The 17890-nt window shown below is 67.6% G+C and carries 10 protein-coding genes and 2 pseudogenes; 5 read left to right on the forward strand and 7 right to left on the reverse strand.

All coding sequences use genetic code 11. The features are described from left to right. Positions 1–89 precede the first annotated feature (89 nt). On the reverse strand, positions 90–797 hold the full coding sequence (locus ACFF45_RS30875) for an IS630 family transposase (protein ID WP_381350076.1): 708 nt from the start codon (positions 795–797) through the stop codon (positions 90–92). 3 nt (positions 798–800) lie between these two features. Then, positions 801–1151: a helix-turn-helix domain-containing protein gene (locus ACFF45_RS30880; protein ID WP_381350077.1), complete on the reverse strand. Its 351-nt coding sequence runs from the start codon at positions 1149–1151 to the stop codon at positions 801–803. 50 nt (positions 1152–1201) lie between these two features. Here ACFF45_RS30880 and ACFF45_RS35755 point away from each other — a divergent pair. Further along, positions 1202–1354 (forward strand): annotated as a pseudogene (locus tag ACFF45_RS35755) (site-specific integrase); the annotation flags it as partial. Between the two features lie 103 nt (positions 1355–1457). Here the strand turns inward: ACFF45_RS35755 and ACFF45_RS30885 are convergent. From ACFF45_RS30885 to ACFF45_RS30900, 4 genes are all read right to left on the reverse strand, one after another. After that, entirely contained in the window at positions 1458–1922 is a 465-nt protein-coding gene (locus tag ACFF45_RS30885; RefSeq protein WP_381350078.1) for a hypothetical protein, read from the reverse strand. 27 nt (positions 1923–1949) lie between these two features. Beyond that, positions 1950–8927, reverse strand: a complete 6978-nt coding sequence (locus tag ACFF45_RS30890) for a polymorphic toxin-type HINT domain-containing protein (RefSeq protein ID WP_381350095.1) — start codon at positions 8925–8927, stop codon at positions 1950–1952. Positions 8928–9137: 210 nt separating this feature from the next. After that, on the reverse strand, positions 9138–11996 hold the full coding sequence (locus ACFF45_RS30895) for a LamG-like jellyroll fold domain-containing protein (RefSeq protein ID WP_381350079.1): 2859 nt from the start codon (positions 11994–11996) through the stop codon (positions 9138–9140). 5 nt (positions 11997–12001) lie between these two features. Further along, positions 12002–12847, reverse strand: coding sequence for a hypothetical protein (locus ACFF45_RS30900; RefSeq protein WP_381350080.1), 846 nt, complete (start codon positions 12845–12847; stop codon positions 12002–12004). A 636-nt stretch (positions 12848–13483) separates the two neighbouring features. Between ACFF45_RS30900 and ACFF45_RS30905 the strand changes: the two are divergent. Further along, positions 13484–13649, forward strand: a pseudogene (locus tag ACFF45_RS30905) (transposase); the annotation flags it as partial. Positions 13650–13907: 258 nt separating this feature from the next. Then, complete coding sequence (locus ACFF45_RS30910; RefSeq protein WP_381350081.1) at positions 13908–14342, forward strand: cupin domain-containing protein; 435 nt, start codon at positions 13908–13910, stop codon at positions 14340–14342. Between the two features lie 401 nt (positions 14343–14743). Here ACFF45_RS30910 and ACFF45_RS30915 read toward each other — a convergent pair whose 3' ends face one another. Continuing rightward, the gene (locus ACFF45_RS30915; RefSeq protein WP_381350083.1) at positions 14744–15610 is read right to left on the reverse strand and encodes a methyltransferase domain-containing protein; all 867 of its coding nucleotides are present in this window, start codon (positions 15608–15610) and stop codon (positions 14744–14746) included. Between the two features lie 28 nt (positions 15611–15638). Here ACFF45_RS30915 and pdxR point away from each other — a divergent pair, with 28 nt between their 5' ends. Both pdxR and ACFF45_RS30925 read left to right on the forward strand, forming a co-directional pair. After that, positions 15639–17177: a MocR-like pyridoxine biosynthesis transcription factor PdxR gene (pdxR, locus tag ACFF45_RS30920; RefSeq protein ID WP_381350084.1), complete on the forward strand. Its 1539-nt coding sequence runs from the start codon at positions 15639–15641 to the stop codon at positions 17175–17177. 193 nt (positions 17178–17370) lie between these two features. Beyond that, positions 17371–17844 carry a GNAT family N-acetyltransferase gene (locus ACFF45_RS30925; RefSeq protein ID WP_381350085.1) on the forward strand — a complete coding sequence of 158 codons (474 nt, stop codon included), beginning with the start codon at positions 17371–17373 and terminating at the stop codon, positions 17842–17844. The last annotated feature ends 46 nt before the right edge of the window (positions 17845–17890 follow it).

Here is a 17890-nt window from a genome sequence, read left to right on the forward strand (position 1 = left end):
CTGCCATGGTCATTCCTCGCCCATACCGGCCTGACCATCCACCCACTACACCCACCGAACTTACGAAAAGATCAGTATTCACCTATTGATTAGAAATTCATGGGGTTCTCGTCCAGGACGTAGCGGACGTGCGGGCCGCCGAAGTAGCCGCGGACGATGTGCGGCTGACGCTGGTGTCTGCGGAAGAAGCGGCGGGTCTCGGCGGCGAGTTCGGCCTGATTGCGGGCGCGGTGCTGTTTGGGCAGGCTGTGCTTGAGGTCGGCGTTGACCAGCTCGTCGGGGTTGAGCTCGGGCGAGTACGGGGGCAGGAAGTGCAGTTCGACGTCGTCGGGGTGGGCGGCGAGCCAGTCGCGGACCTTCTTGGAGCGGTGGGCGGAGTGCCCGTCGACGACGAGGTGGACCTTGTGGTCGAAGTGGCCGGCGAGCCGGTCCAGGAAGCGGCACATCACCTCAGCGGTGAAGTTTTCGGTGAAGACCATGAAGTGCATCCGGCCCCTGGTGCTGATCGCCGACATCGCGTTCACCGAGAACCGGTTCCCGCTCCGCCGCACCACAGGGGTCTTCCCCTTCTCGCCCCAGGTGCGGCCGGTGACCTGGCCGGAGCGGATGCCGACCTGGTCGGCGAAGAAGATCTCGCCGCCGTCAGCCTTCGCCTTCGCGCGGATCTCCGGCCATGTCCCCTGATGCCAGCGCCGCACGGCCTCGGGGTCCTGCTCGACGGCCCGCTTGTCCGGCCGCTGGAAGGACAGGCCCCACCGCTTCAGGTATTTGCCCACCCCCACCTCGGTCAGCCGCACACGCTACAGCTTCGCGATCAGTTCGCCCACCAACCGCCTGGTCCACAACTGCCCGGAAAGGCCCACGTCACAGGGCCGGTGGTCGAGGACCGCCTGCCGCACCGCGGCCTGCTCGGCCTCCCCGAGCACCTGGTGCACCCCGACCGGCTTGCCGCGAGGACGCATGACCAGCGCGTCCCGACCGCCGGCCAGCCACTTCGCCCACCAGCCGTCGACCGCCTTCAGCGACACCCCAAAGATCACGGCCACGTCCTCGCGGTCCCGTCCCGCCACCAGCGCGGCCACCGCCCGCAGCCGCAGGGCTTCCTGCGCCGAAGGCGACAGATGCCGTGCGTCCCCCACCAGATCGCTCACACACCACCAACGACCCAGAACTCAAACCGTTTCTGATCTCAAGTGATCAAATCCTCGGCCACGCCCACATCGGCGTCACCGCCGGCGTCTACGCCCACGTGCGCCTCCGACTCCAGCGTGACGCCATCGATGCCCTGGGCCACACCCTCGGCGGTCATGACGACGACCCCGACGACCCACCTGCCACAGCCGTCATCCGCTGACGTTGCCGTCAGCGTTGCCGTCAAAACCCCAGAGGCCCCGCCGGAAATCACTCCGGTGGGGCCTCCGCTTATCACTCTGCACTCACTTCGAGAACGTTCCGAGTTATTCCGGCAGGATTTGCCGAATCACCGGATTAACAGCCAATCCAGGGATCTCTGAAGTCAGACGCGAATGCGCCTCTCGAAGGAATCCAGAGAAAGCACTCTCGAGCTCTTCACGCGCGGCAGTAACTCGCCAGGGCCGTTTCGACGAGGTCAAGGCAATGAGATCGCCATCGCGGCGCAGATGGATAACCTCTTCGCTCTCTGTGAAACCGAACGCCGCATCTTCTCCTGACGAGATACGCCTCTCTGCATGGGAGAGCGAAAGGGCCAGATCAACGAGCGTCACAAATCTACGCTTTGAGATGACCTCCACGTCATCTACGAGCATCTCGGCATTGACGCCGAAGTACTTGTAGCGAAGGTCAATCTCTGCAAGACCCGCAGGATCGCCCTGCTTGGCCCCCTCCCAGGTCCTCCGCCAGGGTGAACCCGGCTCTGGGAGAGAGAAGGAAAGATGAATCATGGTTTCTCCTTGCAGGAACTCTCTCACCTAGAACGGGAAGGCTGTCACGACTTTTCCGTCATTCACGATCACGCGGATGCTAGTCAAGCCTCCACCCCCATTTGCCGGACCAGCCCTGCCGATGGTGTCACCGAAGTCCCATTCATAAATCTGGCCGGGCCGCGGCGCGCCAGTAACAGGGTCTGGCGTGTTCGGCTTGGGAGTGCCGCGATTCATGGTGTCAGTAATCCTCTGACGGACCTTCTTCTCCTTGCCGATGAAGATACCCGCCTCGTCGTCGACCAACGCACCACCGGGCCGGTGACGGTCCAGAATATGCTGCCAGTCCCCGTTCTCCAGCGCCGCGGTTCCGCAGATTCCACTCGAATTGTGAACCAGAAGCGGAGTCTGCCCCGCCAGCACATAGTACGTGTGGAGGTCATCGATGGTGAGGTTGTAGGTGCGGGCATGCTGAGTGTAGGGGCGGTTGGCAGTGACGATGACGGTGTCGCCGTCGTCGGTGAGGAGGGTCATGCCGGAGGTGAGGGTTCCGGCTTCGACCCAGTCGTGTTCGGAGGGTGACCAGAAGGGGTGTTCGTGAGTAGCGGTGAGGAGCTGGATGCCGTCCTCGGTGGCGATGGAGAGTTCGTTGAAGTGCTTGTCGTCCTCGGTACGGATCAGCCGAGTGACTTCTCTCAGGCCGGTCTCGCCGGTTTCGGGATCGGTGGCCCGGACCTTGTCGCCGAGTTCGACGTCCTCGATGTCCTTCGTGGTGCCGTCGGCCATGAGGACGTCAGTGCCGGCGAGGAAGCACTTGCATCCCCCCTTGCTTCCCGGATACGGCCTGTTCCCCTTGCTGTTCGCGGGCCTGTGCGCGAAAAGTGCTGCCAGCGCCGAGGGCACCTGGTACGCGTCGCTGTTGATGTCGTAGCCGTGCTCGGCGACCCACTGGTCGAACTGGGCGCCGTAGTCGCAACCTGGTGTCCCGGGACCGCCGCCCCAGCAGTCCTCGTCCCAGATCCAGCCGGCGTACTCGACGGTATGGGGGACGTTGCTGATGGCACCGTAGAAGACCTCCCCGACGCTGCGGCAGACGCTGGACAGGAAGCCCCAGTCCTTGCAGCCGTCGTTGACGTGGACAGCCTTCTGCTGCGAAGAGTTGCCACCACTGCCCATGGAGAAGCCGCCGCCGATGGATCCGGTCCCTCCGCCTCCTCCGTGGCCACCGCCGCCCGCTGTGCCTCCCGTGTACTCCGGGCACTGCGGGTTGATGAGGCTCGGGCAGGCGTAGACGGGTTTCACGGCTTCGTTGGGGCGGCCGTTGCCGGGAGTGCCGTCGGGCCTCGTCGGGCAGGCTGCGACGTCGCCGTACCCTCCGCAGGCGAGACCCATGCCGCTCGGGTCCGCATGGGTGACCGGGTTCTGCGCGGCGTAGCTGTAGCCGTTGAGGGTCTGTGGGATGTCGGTCTGCAGGAGCGGGTCGACGCTGATGAACTGGCCAAGGCCGGGGTCGTACTCACGTGCGCCGACGTGGGTGAGGCCGGTGTCGCTGTCGGTGCTCTTGCCGAGGAATCCCTTGTCGTCCGGCCAGCCCGTGGCGCCGCTGCCTCGTTCGGTGCCGAAGGGCGTCATGTACCGCTTGGTCAGTGCCTGGGTGTCGGAGGTGATCGCCACCGTGTTGGTGTCGTGCTGGTCACCGGTGAGGTAGGTGGTCTTCGCCGTGCCGGACTGGTTGCTGCACAGGGCGACGGTCTCGCCGGCGTGTGTGTAGTAGCGGTTCGCCCACGCTTTGCCCCCCTTCAGGTGTACCTCGGTGGCGCCGAGGTAGAGGACCGTCTCCCCGTTGCTGGACGTGTTGCGGCGGATGAGCAGGTCGCCATCGGCTCCGTAGAGGTAGTCCGTGGCACGGGCCGCACCGCTCGGGTCCTCGGTCAGGCGGGTGAGTCTGCCTTCGCTGTCCCAGTCGAGCTTCTGTGTGGTGCTGCCGTCCGGGCGCCTGGTCGTGTTGCCGTCGGTGTCGTACGTGTACTGGGCGGTGGTGCCGGTGCAGGTGCCGGTGGTTGTGGCGAGGAGCGTGTGGGGCTGGACGGTGCCTTCCCTGTAGCAGGAGGTGGTGGTGGTCGAGCCGCCGCTGCCGCGTGTGGTCTCGGTCCTCCGCTGACCGGCGTCGTCGTAGGTGTAGCTCGTCCAGTAGGGGGCGGCGCCGCCGAGGTTGGCGGTGGTACGCCCGCTGGCGGCGCAGTCTCCGGTGACCGGCGTCCATGCCTCGGTCAGGCGTTGGTAGCCGTCGTAGGTGAAGCACTGGGTGTCGGCTTTGCCGGTGCCGGCGAGGGTGGTGGTGTCGGCGATCTTGGTGACGTTGCCGGCGTCGTCGTAGCCGTAGTGGAGGTTGAGCGCGTCGTAGGCGTGGCTCTGCGCGTGGACCTGCGTTTGCAGGAGGCGGTGCGTGCCGTCCTCATAACCGTAGGCGATGTCGACCTTGTTCGTGCCCGTGGCTTCGGAGGCGCCCAGCCGTAGGGTGGAGACCTGCCCGAGGTCCGTGTAGGTGGTGTTGAGGACGATGCCTTTGCCACCGGCGGTCAGGGTGGTGGGCAGGCCCTGGGCCGAGTAGTCGTGCTCGATGATCTCCGCCGGGAGGCCGCCGGCCGCGGGTTCGGTCGTCTGCTCCAGAGTGCCGTCGATCTTGTAGTGGGCGGTGAAGGCCAGGGTGCTGGAAGCGAGGGCGCCCGAGGTGACCAGTTGCTCGTCTGCGGGAAGGGTGAGCTTCGACCCGGTCACGTTGTAGCGGCTGTCGTACTCGGTGACGGCCTGGGTGTACGCCTTGCCGCCTGCTCCCCCGACATACCGCGTGGACGTGGCGGCCATGCCCTTGCCCGAGGCCACGGTGTCGTAGGTGAAGCGGGTGAGCTTGTTGGCGTCCGTCTTCTGTGCCGCAAGCACCGTGGCCTGGGTCAGATCGGCCCCGACCGCCGACTTCCAGGTGTCGGTGACCCGCCCCAGTACGTCGTAGGCGGAGATCACCGCCTGCCCGGTGGATGCCTTCGTCCAGGCGACCTGGTCGAGTGCCGTGTAGCCGGTGGTCGTGGTGCCCTTGTCGGGGTCGGACGCGGAGATCTCGCGGCCGTACAGGTCGTAGGCGTATGACCAGGCCGCGCCGTCCGGCCCGGTGACCGTCTTCTGCTTGTCGGCGGGTGTGTAAGTGAAGCGGGTCCTGGCGAAGGCGGCACCGACGCCGCCGCCGTAGTCGCTGTCCGCGGGTGAGGTGCTCGCGTACTGGCGGGTCTCGACGGTGCGGCCGAGCGCGTCGGTGATCGTACGGCTCGCGGAGCCGCCGGCGGGGGCGCTGGTGGCGGTGGAATCACCGGTGTAAGTAGTGGTGGTCTGCCACTTCTGCACGCCCCCGACCAGGAACGTCGTCGTCGTCGGGCGGCCGGCGGCGTCGTACCCGGTCTTGGTCAGGCTGGGTGCCTCACCGTACTCGGTCTGTGCGTACGTCCCGGAGGGTGTGGCGGTGTCGAAGATGTCGGCGTACGCCTCGTAGGCCAGGCCCCGGCTGTCGTAGCGGGTGTCGGTGAGGATCCGGCCGCTCGTGGCGCCGGGGGTCTGCGTCTGGAGGGGGCGCAGGAGGGAGTCGTAGAGGGTGTAGGAGGTGGAGTAGGTGGTGCCGTCCGCCCTCAGTGTGCCGGTTGAGGTCCAGGACGGGGCGGTGCTGGAGATGGAGTAGTCGAAGACGTAGCTGGCGCTCTGCTGACCCGAGCGGTTGCGGTTGGGCAGCCACACCGACGTCGTACGGCCCAGCGCGTCGTAGACCGCCTCCGTGACCCGGTTGTTCGGATCGAAGGTCCTGGTGGTCTGGCCGCGCGCCGGGTCGATGTAAGCGTAAGTGCTGTAGAGCTTGGCGTCCTTGGTCTGGGTGCGGGTGAGCGGACCGGTGGCGGCGGGGGTGTAGGTGACGGTCGTCGGGTTGCCGGCCGGGTCCGTGGTGGTGAGGGGGCGGCCGAGCGTGTCGTAGGTGATGCGGCTGACGGTCTGCCAGGACGACGGGGCGCGCTCGCCGCCGGTCACGCCGGCCGGGTAGGCCGAGGCTCGGCCGTTCCACGTCGGCTCGCCCTTGGTCGGGGTCTGGGTCGCGGACCAGGCCGTGGCGCCGGCCGAGTCGTAGACGGTGGCCGTGTCGGAGACGATGTCTCCAGCGGTCGCCGTGCTGGTGGGCAGGGACAGGTCCGCCTCCGCTACGGAGCATGCTCGGCCCGCCGTGCGGGTGCGTGAGGTGAGGGAGTTGATGCCGAGGCTGTCGTTGCGGGCGTACCAGGTGCGCGTGCAGGTCTCGTCGCCGCTCTTGGCGGTGTCACCCGTGTTCTCGGCCTTCACGGCCATGCCGTAGTCGTCGTAGGTGGTCGCGGAGGCCGCGGAGCGCCAAGTCTGGGTGGCCGTGAGGTAGGTGTGGCCGGTGGTTCTGGCGGTGCGGACGTAGTACGCCTCGGTGTCGGCGTAGGACTTGTGCTGGGTGGCCGTCCTCTTCGACCAGGGATCGCTGACGGTGACGGAGATGGGGGTCGAGCCGTTGTAGGTGATCTCCTGGCGGAGGAAGCCGGCGAACTGTTCGCTGTCGGTCTGATCGGGTACGTCCAGGCCGGTGAGGTCCTTGCCGGGGACGGTCACGGTCCGCCGGGCGTCCGGGTCCAGGGTGCCGTCGGCGGCCAGGAGCCGGTCACCGTTCATGCCCTGGAGGTAGACCGAGGTCTTCGCCGACAGGTTCGCGCCTGACCCCTGGGTGACGGTCACAGTGCGGTAGCCGCGCCAGATGGACCAGGTGCGTTCGTCGGCCGGCGTGAAGGGCGAGTCGTTGTAGTGCCAGGCGGGGGTGTCGTAGGCGTAGTGGCTCTCCATGGTCGAGCCGTGACCGGTGGGGTCGCTGATGACGACGTCGGTGACGCGATACTTGTGGAACCAGTCGACGGAGGCTTCCTCCGCACCGTTGATGTGCCAGTACTGCGGATAGCAGGACGCCGCGTTCTTGTCCTCGGCCGCGGGTACGGAGCTGCCGCGCACGCATTCGGGGTCGGAGAGGGTGACGTCGGTGATGGAGCCGGTCTCCGAGGTGACGGTGCGGATGCGGGGCTTGGTGAGCGGCAGGATGTCGTCGCGGTCACCGTCCACCCGGTTGGGCCTCATGTCGTAGGTGAAGGTGACCGGGTTCAAGCTGATCGCCGTGCCGTTCTTGCCGGTACGCTTCACGCTCTTGAGCGTCAGGGTCTGGTCGGTGGTGTCACCGATGTCCCCGCCGTCGAGGTACTCCTGGGTCAGCTCCCAGGTGTCCACCGCTGTGAACGCGCTGGTACCGGCGGACCAGACGGACGTATCGATCTTGGTCAGTCGCTTGCGCGTGAAGAACGACGGACCGGTCGCAGGGCAGTCGTCACCCGAGGCGCAGATCGAGTCGAAGGGGACGTCGGGCCAGTTCGGAGCGGTGGAGTCCGTCAGTTCGGCACAGTCGGAGGCGGTGCAGCGCTCAGCGTAGGTGAACTCCGCCCTGCCCGACGTCACCCCGGTGAACAGGGCGTCCGCGCGCTGCCCATAGAGAATCCTGGTGAGGTAGCCCCCGCGGGTGTAGGAGGCGGTGGCGGTGGCGGCGCCGTTCTTGGCATAGGAGTTGGTCTCTTTGGTGTACCAGTACGACATGGCGTTGTCGTGCAGGTCCTCGACATAGTCGAGGTTCCACCGCCACGCCTGGGTCACCGCGCGGTCCGCGAACGCACTGCCCTGGCTGTAGCCGGGCTCACCGGAGTCGTCACCGAAGACGGGGACGGTCCAGACGGAGTTGGTGCGCTGGGTGTCGGCACCGGTCAACTTGTTCAGGCCGAAGACGTACCGGGTGCCGTCGCCGGTGGTGACGGTCCAGTGCTCGCCGTTGTCGTCCCCGTTGTCGGCGCCGGTGGACAGGGTCACCGTGGAGGCGTCGTCGTTCTTCAGCCGCCACGTGCCGGTGGTGTCGTCCTTGACGAGTTCGGAGGACTTGCCGTTCAGGACGAGGCTGGCGTTGTCAAATTTCCAGCACAGGTCGAACTTGTCCTTCTGGCCGTCCTCGTCACACGATCCGTAGGTGCGCTCGATGTACGAGTCGGCGGAGGAGTTGAACCCTTCACCGACTTGGGTGGCCTGGTTGTTCGTCGACGCCGTCTTCCCGTCGACCGACCCGGAGTCGTAACTCAGGGAGAGATCGGGTGACGGGCCGGGTGCGGGCGGGACCTGTATGGGGTGGGACCAGGTGAACGCGCCGGACGAGCCGCCGGCCGCCCAGGTGGCCGAGGGAGACAGCTGGGTCGCCGCATACGTGCCGGAGCCGGACGCGGACTCACCCGACGTGGTCGCGGCGACGGCCAGCACGGTGGGAGCGGTGGCCGACAGGGCGACCGTGCCGGTGACGGTCTGGCGGGAGACGTCGTTGTCCGACTCCACCTCAGTGGTGGTGCGGCACTCCGCCCTGTCGGGTGTGGTCAGGGCACACTCCGGCAGCCGGACCAGGCCCAGCCGACCCGCCCAGCCGCCGCCGTACGCGGAGGCGAACCGGCCGTAGTCCACGCTGATGTCGGCGCTGCCGGCGTCCTCGGTGGCCTGGGCGGACAGCAGCACCCCCTTGACTCCCGCGTCGGTAGCGGCCCGGTGGCCCAGTACCCTCAGCTGCACGGTTCCGTCGACGGGCGACTTCGCCGCCTGAGGAGTCCCGACGGCGACGGGCAGTCCGCCGATCTCTGCCGGGTCCGTCTTGTCTGCCGGGGAGACGGCTATCCGGCCAGTACCGCTCTGCGGCCATGCGGCCTGTTGCTCGGCCTCGGCGGTCTCGGCCTGGGTTTCGTTCTTCTTCCTCCCGGTGGACACCGCCGCGCGCTCCGCCTTGGCGCCGAGCCCGGTCACCTCCGTCGTCGGGGTGACCTCTCGCTTCCACAGCGGCTTCAGGTCGGGCGGCGTGTCGGCGGCCTGGGCGACCGGCGTCAAGCCACCACCGGTCACTGCCACCGACACCATCAGGAGTAACACGCATCTAGCGCGCTCATGCCAACGACTACCGCGAGGCATCCGTCTTCCGAACACCGACAACCCCCATCAAGATCACGGATCAACTGAGAATGATCAAACGGCCCCGCGTACCGGCACCGCGCCGTGCGAGTAGTGGAAACAGCAGGAGGACCCGGAGCGGCCGGCCCCGTGCTCGGGGCCGGCCGCCTCCTCGCCCGATCAGCCGGACACGTCGTCGTCCTCGTCGTCCTGCGCGACGCCCGCCATGTCACCGACCTGGTTGCCGTCGGCAGCCGCACCGGCCCAGATCCTGATGTCCGTGATCCGGCCAGGGAGGTAGTGGCCCCAGGTTCCATCGACGAAACCCTTGCCGCCGGCGAGTTCACCCGAGCCGATCAGCGCGACGTACGCGGTGTCCACACCGTTCTGGGTGGCGGCGAGGTACAACCGGAGCGTGCCCTCCTGGGCGTCGTACACCCCGGTCAGGCGCACTGCACCGCTGGCCGCCGCTTCCTCGGAGTCGACCGCGGTGAACGAACCGTCGACGTTGAGGCGGCCGAAGCGCCAGAACCCGACGGGGCGGGTCAGCAGGTCACCTGTCTCGTCGTCGATGTACTCCTCGACACCGGTGCGCTGGTACCACAGGCCCCACGCCGAACCGTCCGCTGTCCGCTGTCCGAGGACCTGGGCCGTGTAGCCGTCCGCCTTGGCGCCCAGGGCCGCCTGGTTCAATTCGACCTCGGTGGTCACCGTGAAGGACTCCCGGTCGTCGATGACCGGTCCCGGCGTGGTGATCGAGTCGTCGGTACCGTCCAGCACGATCGCGTCGTCGGTGACGGCGGCACCGCCGTTCATCTGCAGCGCACGGCCGTAGCCGCTGACCGTGTCCGCGAGGGTGGCGGTGCCCGTGGTGCCCTGCGGCTGCCATGCCGCCACGAGTTCGACCGCGCGGGCGGTCTCGTCCGCGTTCAGCAGCTTGGCCACCTTGGCGATCTCGGCGTCCGGCAGAGCGGTCTGGTACGTGGCGACCTCGTCGACGCGGCCTTTCCAGTAGTTGTTGTACGTACCGCTGGTGGTGCCCGCGCGGCCGACCTGGAAACTGCCGTCCACGACGGTCGGCAAGCCGATGTCCGGTACGGGAACAAGATCTCCCTGGCGTTTCCCATTGACGAAAAGGCTCAGGGTGTGGGCATCACCGTCGTAGACACCGGCCAGGTGGGTCCAGGCCTTCAGGGTGATGCCCGGTGTGGCGTCGGCGCTCGCGCCGACGAACTTACGCGTTCCGTTCTCGTACCAGTGCATGAGGAACACCCAGCGGCGGATGTTCGGCGAGTAGTACAGCGAGATACCCTTGTTGTCACTGCCGGTCTGTGACAGGACGGTACGAAAGGCCGTGTCGTCCGTCGGGTAGGCCCAGGCCGACACCGTGAACGAGGACTGCGAGTTGACCACGGGGCCGGCGGAGTCGGCGTAACCGCTCTGGTTGGCGGTGTTCGTGGTGTCGTTCAGCCACAACGACCGTCCTCCTTCACCGGTCCTGGAGAACGTCGACCACCCCGCCCCGCCGGTGCGCAGCGTCAGGTTGTGCCTGCTGCCCGGTGCCGTTCCCGCGTCGACGGCGGCCGTCGTCTCCGACCCCGGCGCAGAATCATCGAAGTGCCACAGCCCCGAGGGCCCCTCACCCTCCGCAACGTTGAAACGGATTGCCGTGGTCTCCCCCGACTGGCCGGTCCCGACGCTGTCCACCGCCCGCACGTACAGGACCTGCACGCCCGAGAGCGCCGGCTTGACGAAGAGAGTGAGCGTGCTCTGCGCCGCCACCTTCGTCCACGCCTTGTCGGTGCTGAGCTTGTACTCGAAGGCGACGATGTTGGAGTCGGCGGAGTTCTTGGTGAAGGTGAATCTTCCCGCGACACCAGGGCCACCAGTCCCTTCACCGCAGCCGTCACCGTCGTCCGGGCACACCGCGTACACCGCTCCGGCGGGGGCGGTGACCGCCGGCGCCTTCGGACGGGTCGAGTCGATCGTGAAGTAGCACCAGCCCGTCGTCGTCAGGGTGCTGTGGCTCTCGATCGCACTGTCGCCGCTGTTGTAGTAGGAGCGGGTGAAAGCCGCCATCCGGTACGAGGTGCTCTGCGCCAGCGTGACCGGGGAATCGACGGTCACCGTGGCGTTGTCCCCCACATAACCGCTGGACGGGCGGACCGGCTCGGTCGCCACTACCGTCCATCCGTCGGCCGTCTTGCGCTGTACATAGAAACGGGCCCTCAGACTTGCCCCGCTTTCACCACCCGGGGCCGCCTGCACCCGGGTACTGAACCTTGGTGTCGGGTCGGATATCCACGCCGGATCGGCCGCGTTCGTCTCACACGAGGACGCGACCGTCGGGCTGGTCGGCACCGCCGGCATTCCCACGTAGGTGACGGCCAGTACCGCGTCATTCCGGAACCGCTTCCACGCCGACGCGTCCGACTCGTCCCTGGCCTTGAGCATCAGGGTCAGCCGCGAGAACGTGCCGTCGGCGAAACTCCTCACCGTCGGCGTGAGGTTCTCGTAGCTCTCGCTGGGATCGTCGTTGAACTCGATCGGGGCCGCCGGAGTGTCCGGATCGCACGAGGACCCGCGGCCCGCGGAAACATTCCGGTCACCCACCAGATCCAGCGGAGTGGGACGCGAGGCCCATGTCGTGGACGAGGAGATGTTGTTGGTCCGGTACAACTGGACCCATCTCGGGTCGCACTGGAACGCCCACGGCTCGGTCACCCGGAACGTGGCGTCCAGCACCCTTTTGCCCTTGAGATTCGCTGGGGAGAATTCGAAGTACAGACGCTGCGTATATCCCGGGCCACAGTAATAACCGCCCCAAGTACCGCACTTGCCGACGCCCTTGCCCAGGTCGTCGTCCCCGTTTCCCCAGCCGTACGACTCGTAGCCGTCCGAGCGCAGCAGGGTCCGCTCCGCCTCGCCCCAGGTCACGGTGGGGTCGATGTAAAGCGGGAAGTGCTGCTCCTCTGTGTTGGCAAGCAGGTCCGCGTCGGGCGTGACCGTGAGCGAGTCGTCGTCCACACTCACGGCCATCGGCTTCACGTGTCACCGGCCATCGGCTCGGCACCGGGCCCGCCGTCGTCAGCTCCCTCACCGGGCTCCGCGGAGGTGTCAGCAGCCCGCAGGGACGACTCCATCGCCGAGGGTGCGGCGCTGGAACCCGCCGAGTCCCACATCTGTGCCCTCGGCGCGCGAAAGACCCAGTTGCCGTCGCCATCAACAGCGTGGTAACCGCCACTGTTGTTCTCCACGACGCTCAGCTGCGACATGTGGAGGGAGTATTCGATCTGGTCCGGCTCGGGCCGTGCGGCGGCCTCCGGGGTCTTGACGACCAGGACGTGCCGGAAACCCTCAGTGGAGGCCGTGACCTTCAGATCCACGTCCCGCAGGACATCGCGATACAGAGCGCTCGTCCCGTCCAACTCAGGTTCCGGCAGCGCGCCGAGCCACCCCAGGGCGAGAGACTGACCGTCCTCCTCGATCCGCGCCAGCGGTAGCTTGTCCCCTCCGCCGGAGAACTCCATGCTGACGGCGGCGCCCCTGGGAGCCACCGTCCCGTCCGCCCGGCACACCAGCGTCGCGTCCGGCGACTGCCAGCCTCCGTCGGCCGTCGCCACACGCACCGGAACGGCCGACTGCTCCAACGTGAACGCCTCACCGTCCGGGTTGGCATACACGGTCGCGCTCTCCGACCGCTCCCCCACTACCTCGACCCGCTCGCCCGTCTCACCGGCCTTCGTCAACGCGCGCGCATGCGCACTCTGCTCGGAGGCGTCCTCGGCGGTGGAGACACGGGCGTGCGCAGTTTCCTGCGCCATGGCGGGCGTAAGGCTCAACAGCAAAGCAGCGGCCGTCGACAGCGCCAGAGCACCGTGCGATGACACCCGTCTTCGTAACCGTCCACGCACCGAACCCACCCCTATTTCCCTGTCAAACTCCGGTGAACACCCCAATAGAAGCCTTATACAATATCATCTTCACGCACCTGACAAGCACTTCATGAAGGAAAGGTGGAGATGACTCGGCAATCTTGTGAGAATCCCCCGGTCACACTTAGAAGGATGAGAAGCCTGTCATCCAATGAACTCTGGTGGAATTTTCCGTACATCGCGGCTTCAGGTTCGCCCAGGGTGCCGACGGCAGATGCTGCAAGCGAGGCTGAGGAAGGCTTCGTGGAGGGCATCGCGTATCTCCCGGCGGATGCGCAGGCGACGGAACCACTGCGGGTGGACGATCGCTCACCCAGCGAGCCGGCGTTGGTAGCCCGGACCTGAGCCGTACTCGGTGCCACGGCGGGCGAGCTGCGGCTTCACCCTTCAGAACTGCTGACGAAATGATCTCCGAGGCGGTTGGAGCACTCCGGGACTGGTGATGTGAGGGTGCGGATGGCTCGGCCGAAGCCGTGGGAGGTCGATGACGAACTGTGCACGGTGATCGAGCCGCTGCTGCCCAAGGTTGAGCGTCGGATCCGGCACTCGGGTCGCGAACGGATTCCGGACCGGCTGGTGTTCCCGGGCATCCTGCCGCACGCCGCGACCCTGGCCGGCGGCAACCGCGACGACGTCACCCAGCTGATCCCGCTCCTCCAGGCCGTACCGCGGTCGGCTCCGGCGCCGCCCGCATGTGGTGCTGGCCGACCGCGGCTACGACGACGACAAGTACTGCCGCCTGGTCCAGGACCTGGGCGGTCAGTTCCACCCGCGCAAGCAGTGCACCGCGCCCGGCGTCATCTCGTATGACAGCCTCGTCCGAGTGCTGACGGGTATGGCGGCGAAATGGCTTGCGCGGCGGGAGCACGTCTTCCGCACTGCCTGACCGACGAGAACGCGTTGGCTTTCGTCGGGAAGCACGCGGAAATTCATGATTATGTGCCCAACGGCCCCTGCGGAAGCCTATGGTCACCGCGGCAACGCTGTCGTATCCACCTTGCGCAGGAGGTCCCGTATGCACCGCACGCTCCGTACCGCCATCGCCGGGGCGGTGACCGCCGCCGCCCTTGCGGTGGGGGGCACCGCCCATGCCACGCCCGCGGGTCCGGGGGTCTCGGGCCGGGTGATCAGCCAGACCACCGCGAACGGCACCGACTACATCCTGCGGGAGGTCACCATTCCGCCCGGCCAGGCCACCGGCTGGCACTACCACGACGGGCCGCTGTACGGCGTCGTCGAGCAAGGCACCCTCAGCCACTACGACTCCACCTGCGGGACCGACGGCGTCTACCGCACCGGCGACACCATCCAGGAACCGGCCGGAGTCGGCTATGTCCACATCGGCCGCAACCTGGGCGACACCCCGCTCGTCCTGGTCGTCCTCTACGTCCTCCCCCACGGTTCCCCTTTCTCCCAGGACGCCCCGAATCCGGGTTGCTCCTTCGAGTGAGCGGTGGACGATGTCGGGGTGCGGCGCGCTGGTTACGGAGGCGGTCCGTCCACCGGTCTGCTGGGTCAGCCGGCGCTCGGCGCGGCAGCGTCCGAGCTGGTGGGGGCGGTCGGTCCGCAGCGGCTGACCTCGGTGGCCAGGGCGAGTGTCGCGGCGGTGGGCGGGGGGGCATGTCACAGGCGCCTCCTGAGGTTCTGGCCGGCGATGGCGTAGACGGCGGGAGCGATAGCGGCAGACTCCACATGCGGTATCACGCTGTCGGACGCGCTCGTTGTCCCGGTCGTGAACGTCTGTGAATGCGATCAGCGAGGGGTGCGGGTAAGGAGGGCGTCGGTGGCCGCGCTCCAGCCACCGAGCGATGACGGACGGCCGGCAGTATGAGAGGAGAGCGGTGGTGACGGTCATCGGTCCACGGTGCCGCCGTTGGACGGATTCACGGCAACGGCCTTGAAGAACGTGTAATGGAAGGTTCCGTTGGCCTGTGCCGTGCGGTGCAGGTCCGTGATTCCGCGGTCCCAGTGCGCCGCGGTCGTGAGTCCAGCGGTCAGTGCCTCGTCCCGGACGGATTCGACCATGGCGATGAACGTGTTCCGGATGAAGCCGTCGACCAGCGCGGGCCGGGTCTGGTCGGCATAGACCGTGCGGGGACGAACCACGATGCCGTCGTATCCGGCCTGTTCCAGCAGCGGGTGCAACTGCCGGCCGATCAAGGCGTTTCCGCCGCCGACCGACTGCAGTCGGACCTGGCATTCGATCACTGCTTGGGCGTACTCGCTGGCGGGATGGAACAGCGCCGAACCGTGATCCCCTTCGACCACGGTGACGGTGCCCCCGGGCCGCAGCACGCGCCGTAGCGCGGCCAGCGCCCGCCGGGGGTCCGGCAGATGCTCCAGGACGAAACAGACGAAGACATGGTCGAACTCCGCGTCGGAGAACGGGAGGTCGGCCAGATCAGCGTGACACCACTCCACATCCGCCCCGGGTGCCTGGGCCGCGACACGGGCCCGGGCCTGTGCAAGGGAGTCAGCGGATCGGTCGACAGCGGTGATACGTGCCCCCGGGCTGGCTTGGGCGAGGTGGACCGTCTGGGCGCCCACCCCGCAACCGATCTCCAGTACCCGGCTGCCGGCCGGATAGGCCGTGCCCCTGTGCACCAGCGCGGCCAAAGTCTCCGCCTGGTCGCCCAGCCGAGCCGCCTCGCGTTCCGAGTATCCGTGCACATAGCCGGCCGTCGTTGTCGTTCCAGTAGCTGCCGTCGCCGTTTCCATACGGCCACCCTGCTGCGATTATGGCCCGATGAACAGGTCCAATCGGCGGCCAGCCGACCAGTCCGAAGTCTCCGGGTCCGATTTCCTGCAGTTGAACATCCGCGATGCGCCGCTGGGCAGGCGGTCCGACTGGCTGGCCCAGCAGCTTCGGCTCGCGATAGCGGACCGCCGCCTGCCGATAGGGAGCAAACTGCCGGCCACCCGCGTTCTCGCCGGCGAACTGGGGGTATCCCGCGGCGTGGTCACAGAGGCGTACCAGCGGCTCATTGAAGACGGGCACGCGGCAGGACACGGGCGCAACGGAACGATCGTCGTTGCCGCTCCTGCCGCGCCGGCGGAGGCGCCCCCGACCAGGCCGGTCGCTCCTCCACCGCCGGGTGCGTTGTTCGGCGGCGAACCCGGCGCGGACATCTTCGACTCGATGCGAGCGACACCCGCCCGCATTGATCTGTCGCCCGGCATGCCCCATCTTTCCGCGTTTCCGCGATCTGCTTGGCTGCGCGCCGAACGCTCCGCACTGGCAAGCCTTTCGGCGTCCGATCTCGGATACGGAGACCCGCGCGGCACACCCGCGTTGCGCCACGCCGTCGCCAACTGGCTCGCCCGCAACCGCTCGATCAGGGTCGATCCCCACGACCTACTCATCGTCGCCGGCACCGCCCAAACGCTCACTCTGCTCGGACAGGTGCTGCGCGACCACGGGATCTCCGCGGTGGCCGTGGAGGACCCGGGATCACTCGGGGCCCGCCAGCACCTGCGCAATCAGCGGTTGGACACCCCGCCGGTCCCGGTCGACTCCCACGGTGTGCGGGTCGACATCCTGCGCGACGTGGCCGCTCAAGCGGTCTTGCTGACTCCCGCGCACCAGTTTCCGACCGGAGTGGTGCTCAGTGGGGCACGACGTCGTGAACTGATGTCCTGGGCCCGCGCGAACGACGGACTGATCATCGAGGACGACTACGACGCCGAGCACCGCTACGACCGGCCCCCGGTCCCCGCATTGCGATCCGTGCTCCCCGAGCACGTCTGCTACGCCGGGAGCGTCTCCAAGCTCCTGGCCCCCGCACTGCGCATCGGCTGGGTCCTCGCGCCGCCGCAGTACCGGGATGCTCTTGTCGCCGCCAAACGGTTCGCCGACCTGGGCAACGCCGCACTGCCGCAGCAGGTGCTCGCCCAGCTCATGGAATCAGGTGACATGGAGCGCCGGCTGAGGCTCCTGCGCACACGCCACCGCCGCCGCCGGGACATCATGGTCGACGCCATCAGAACCCACCTTCCGGATGCGGAGGTACACGGCGCCGCGGCGGGCCTGCACCTGATGATCTCCTTCGACGCCGAGTTCGCCGACACCGACCTCGCCTCCGCCGCGCTTGCGCGGGGAGTGAAGGTGCAACCACTGTCATGGCATAGCCAACTCTCGCCACGACCCGGGCTGGTCCTCGGCTACGCGGCGAGCGCGCCCACCGCCATCAGCGAAGGTGTGGCAATCCTCGGTGACGTCGTACGGCACCTGCTCCGAACAGCGCAGGACACGCTCCGGCGGCAGCGCCGACCCCGGTCGGGTTGACGGGGTCCAGGTCTGACCCGTCTGGGGAATGACCGGGACGAGGCGGATGCCGACGCCCGTGTCCGGGGAGGGGCGTCCCGGGCCGGCCGGGACCGAGCGCGCCGCTTCGGGAGGCCTTCGTGGCGCTGCGACCGGGAGGGTTCGCCGGGTTATCCGTTGGCCCGTGCTTCGGCCGGCCCTGTAGGTTCCTGGCGTGAGTGACGTCGGCAGGACAGAGATCAGGCTCGCGGACGCGGCAGACGCGGCGGTGATCGCCCGCATCCACATGATTTCTCGTGCGGCGACCATGCCGTATCTGCCGCCGCAGAAACGCGGTCACGACCAGGTCACCCGGTGGATCGAGGATGTCGTGCTCACGTCGTGCCGGACGTGGGTGGCGGTGCGCGGTGGAGAGATCCTCGGCTATGCCGCCCTTGAGGGGGACATGCTCGAACACCTCTATCTGCGACCGGAGGTCCGCCGCCGGGGCATCGGCACACTCCTGCTCGACCAGGTCAGACGGCACAGCCCCGACGGGGTGTCCCTGCGCGTCTTCCAGCAGAACACCGATGCCCGCGCATTCTACGAGCTCCACGGCTTCAGGGTCCTCGACACCAGCGACGGCCACCGGAACATGGAGAACCTGCCCGACATGACCCTGCGCTGGACACCGGACGGTGCACGGTGAACCGAGTCCCGGCGGGCCGCAGACCCCACTGATCCGGTCGTGCAGC

The organism is Streptomyces cinereospinus, assembly GCF_042430725.1.
Classification (GTDB): Bacteria; Actinomycetota; Actinomycetes; order Streptomycetales; family Streptomycetaceae; genus Streptomyces; species Streptomyces cinereospinus.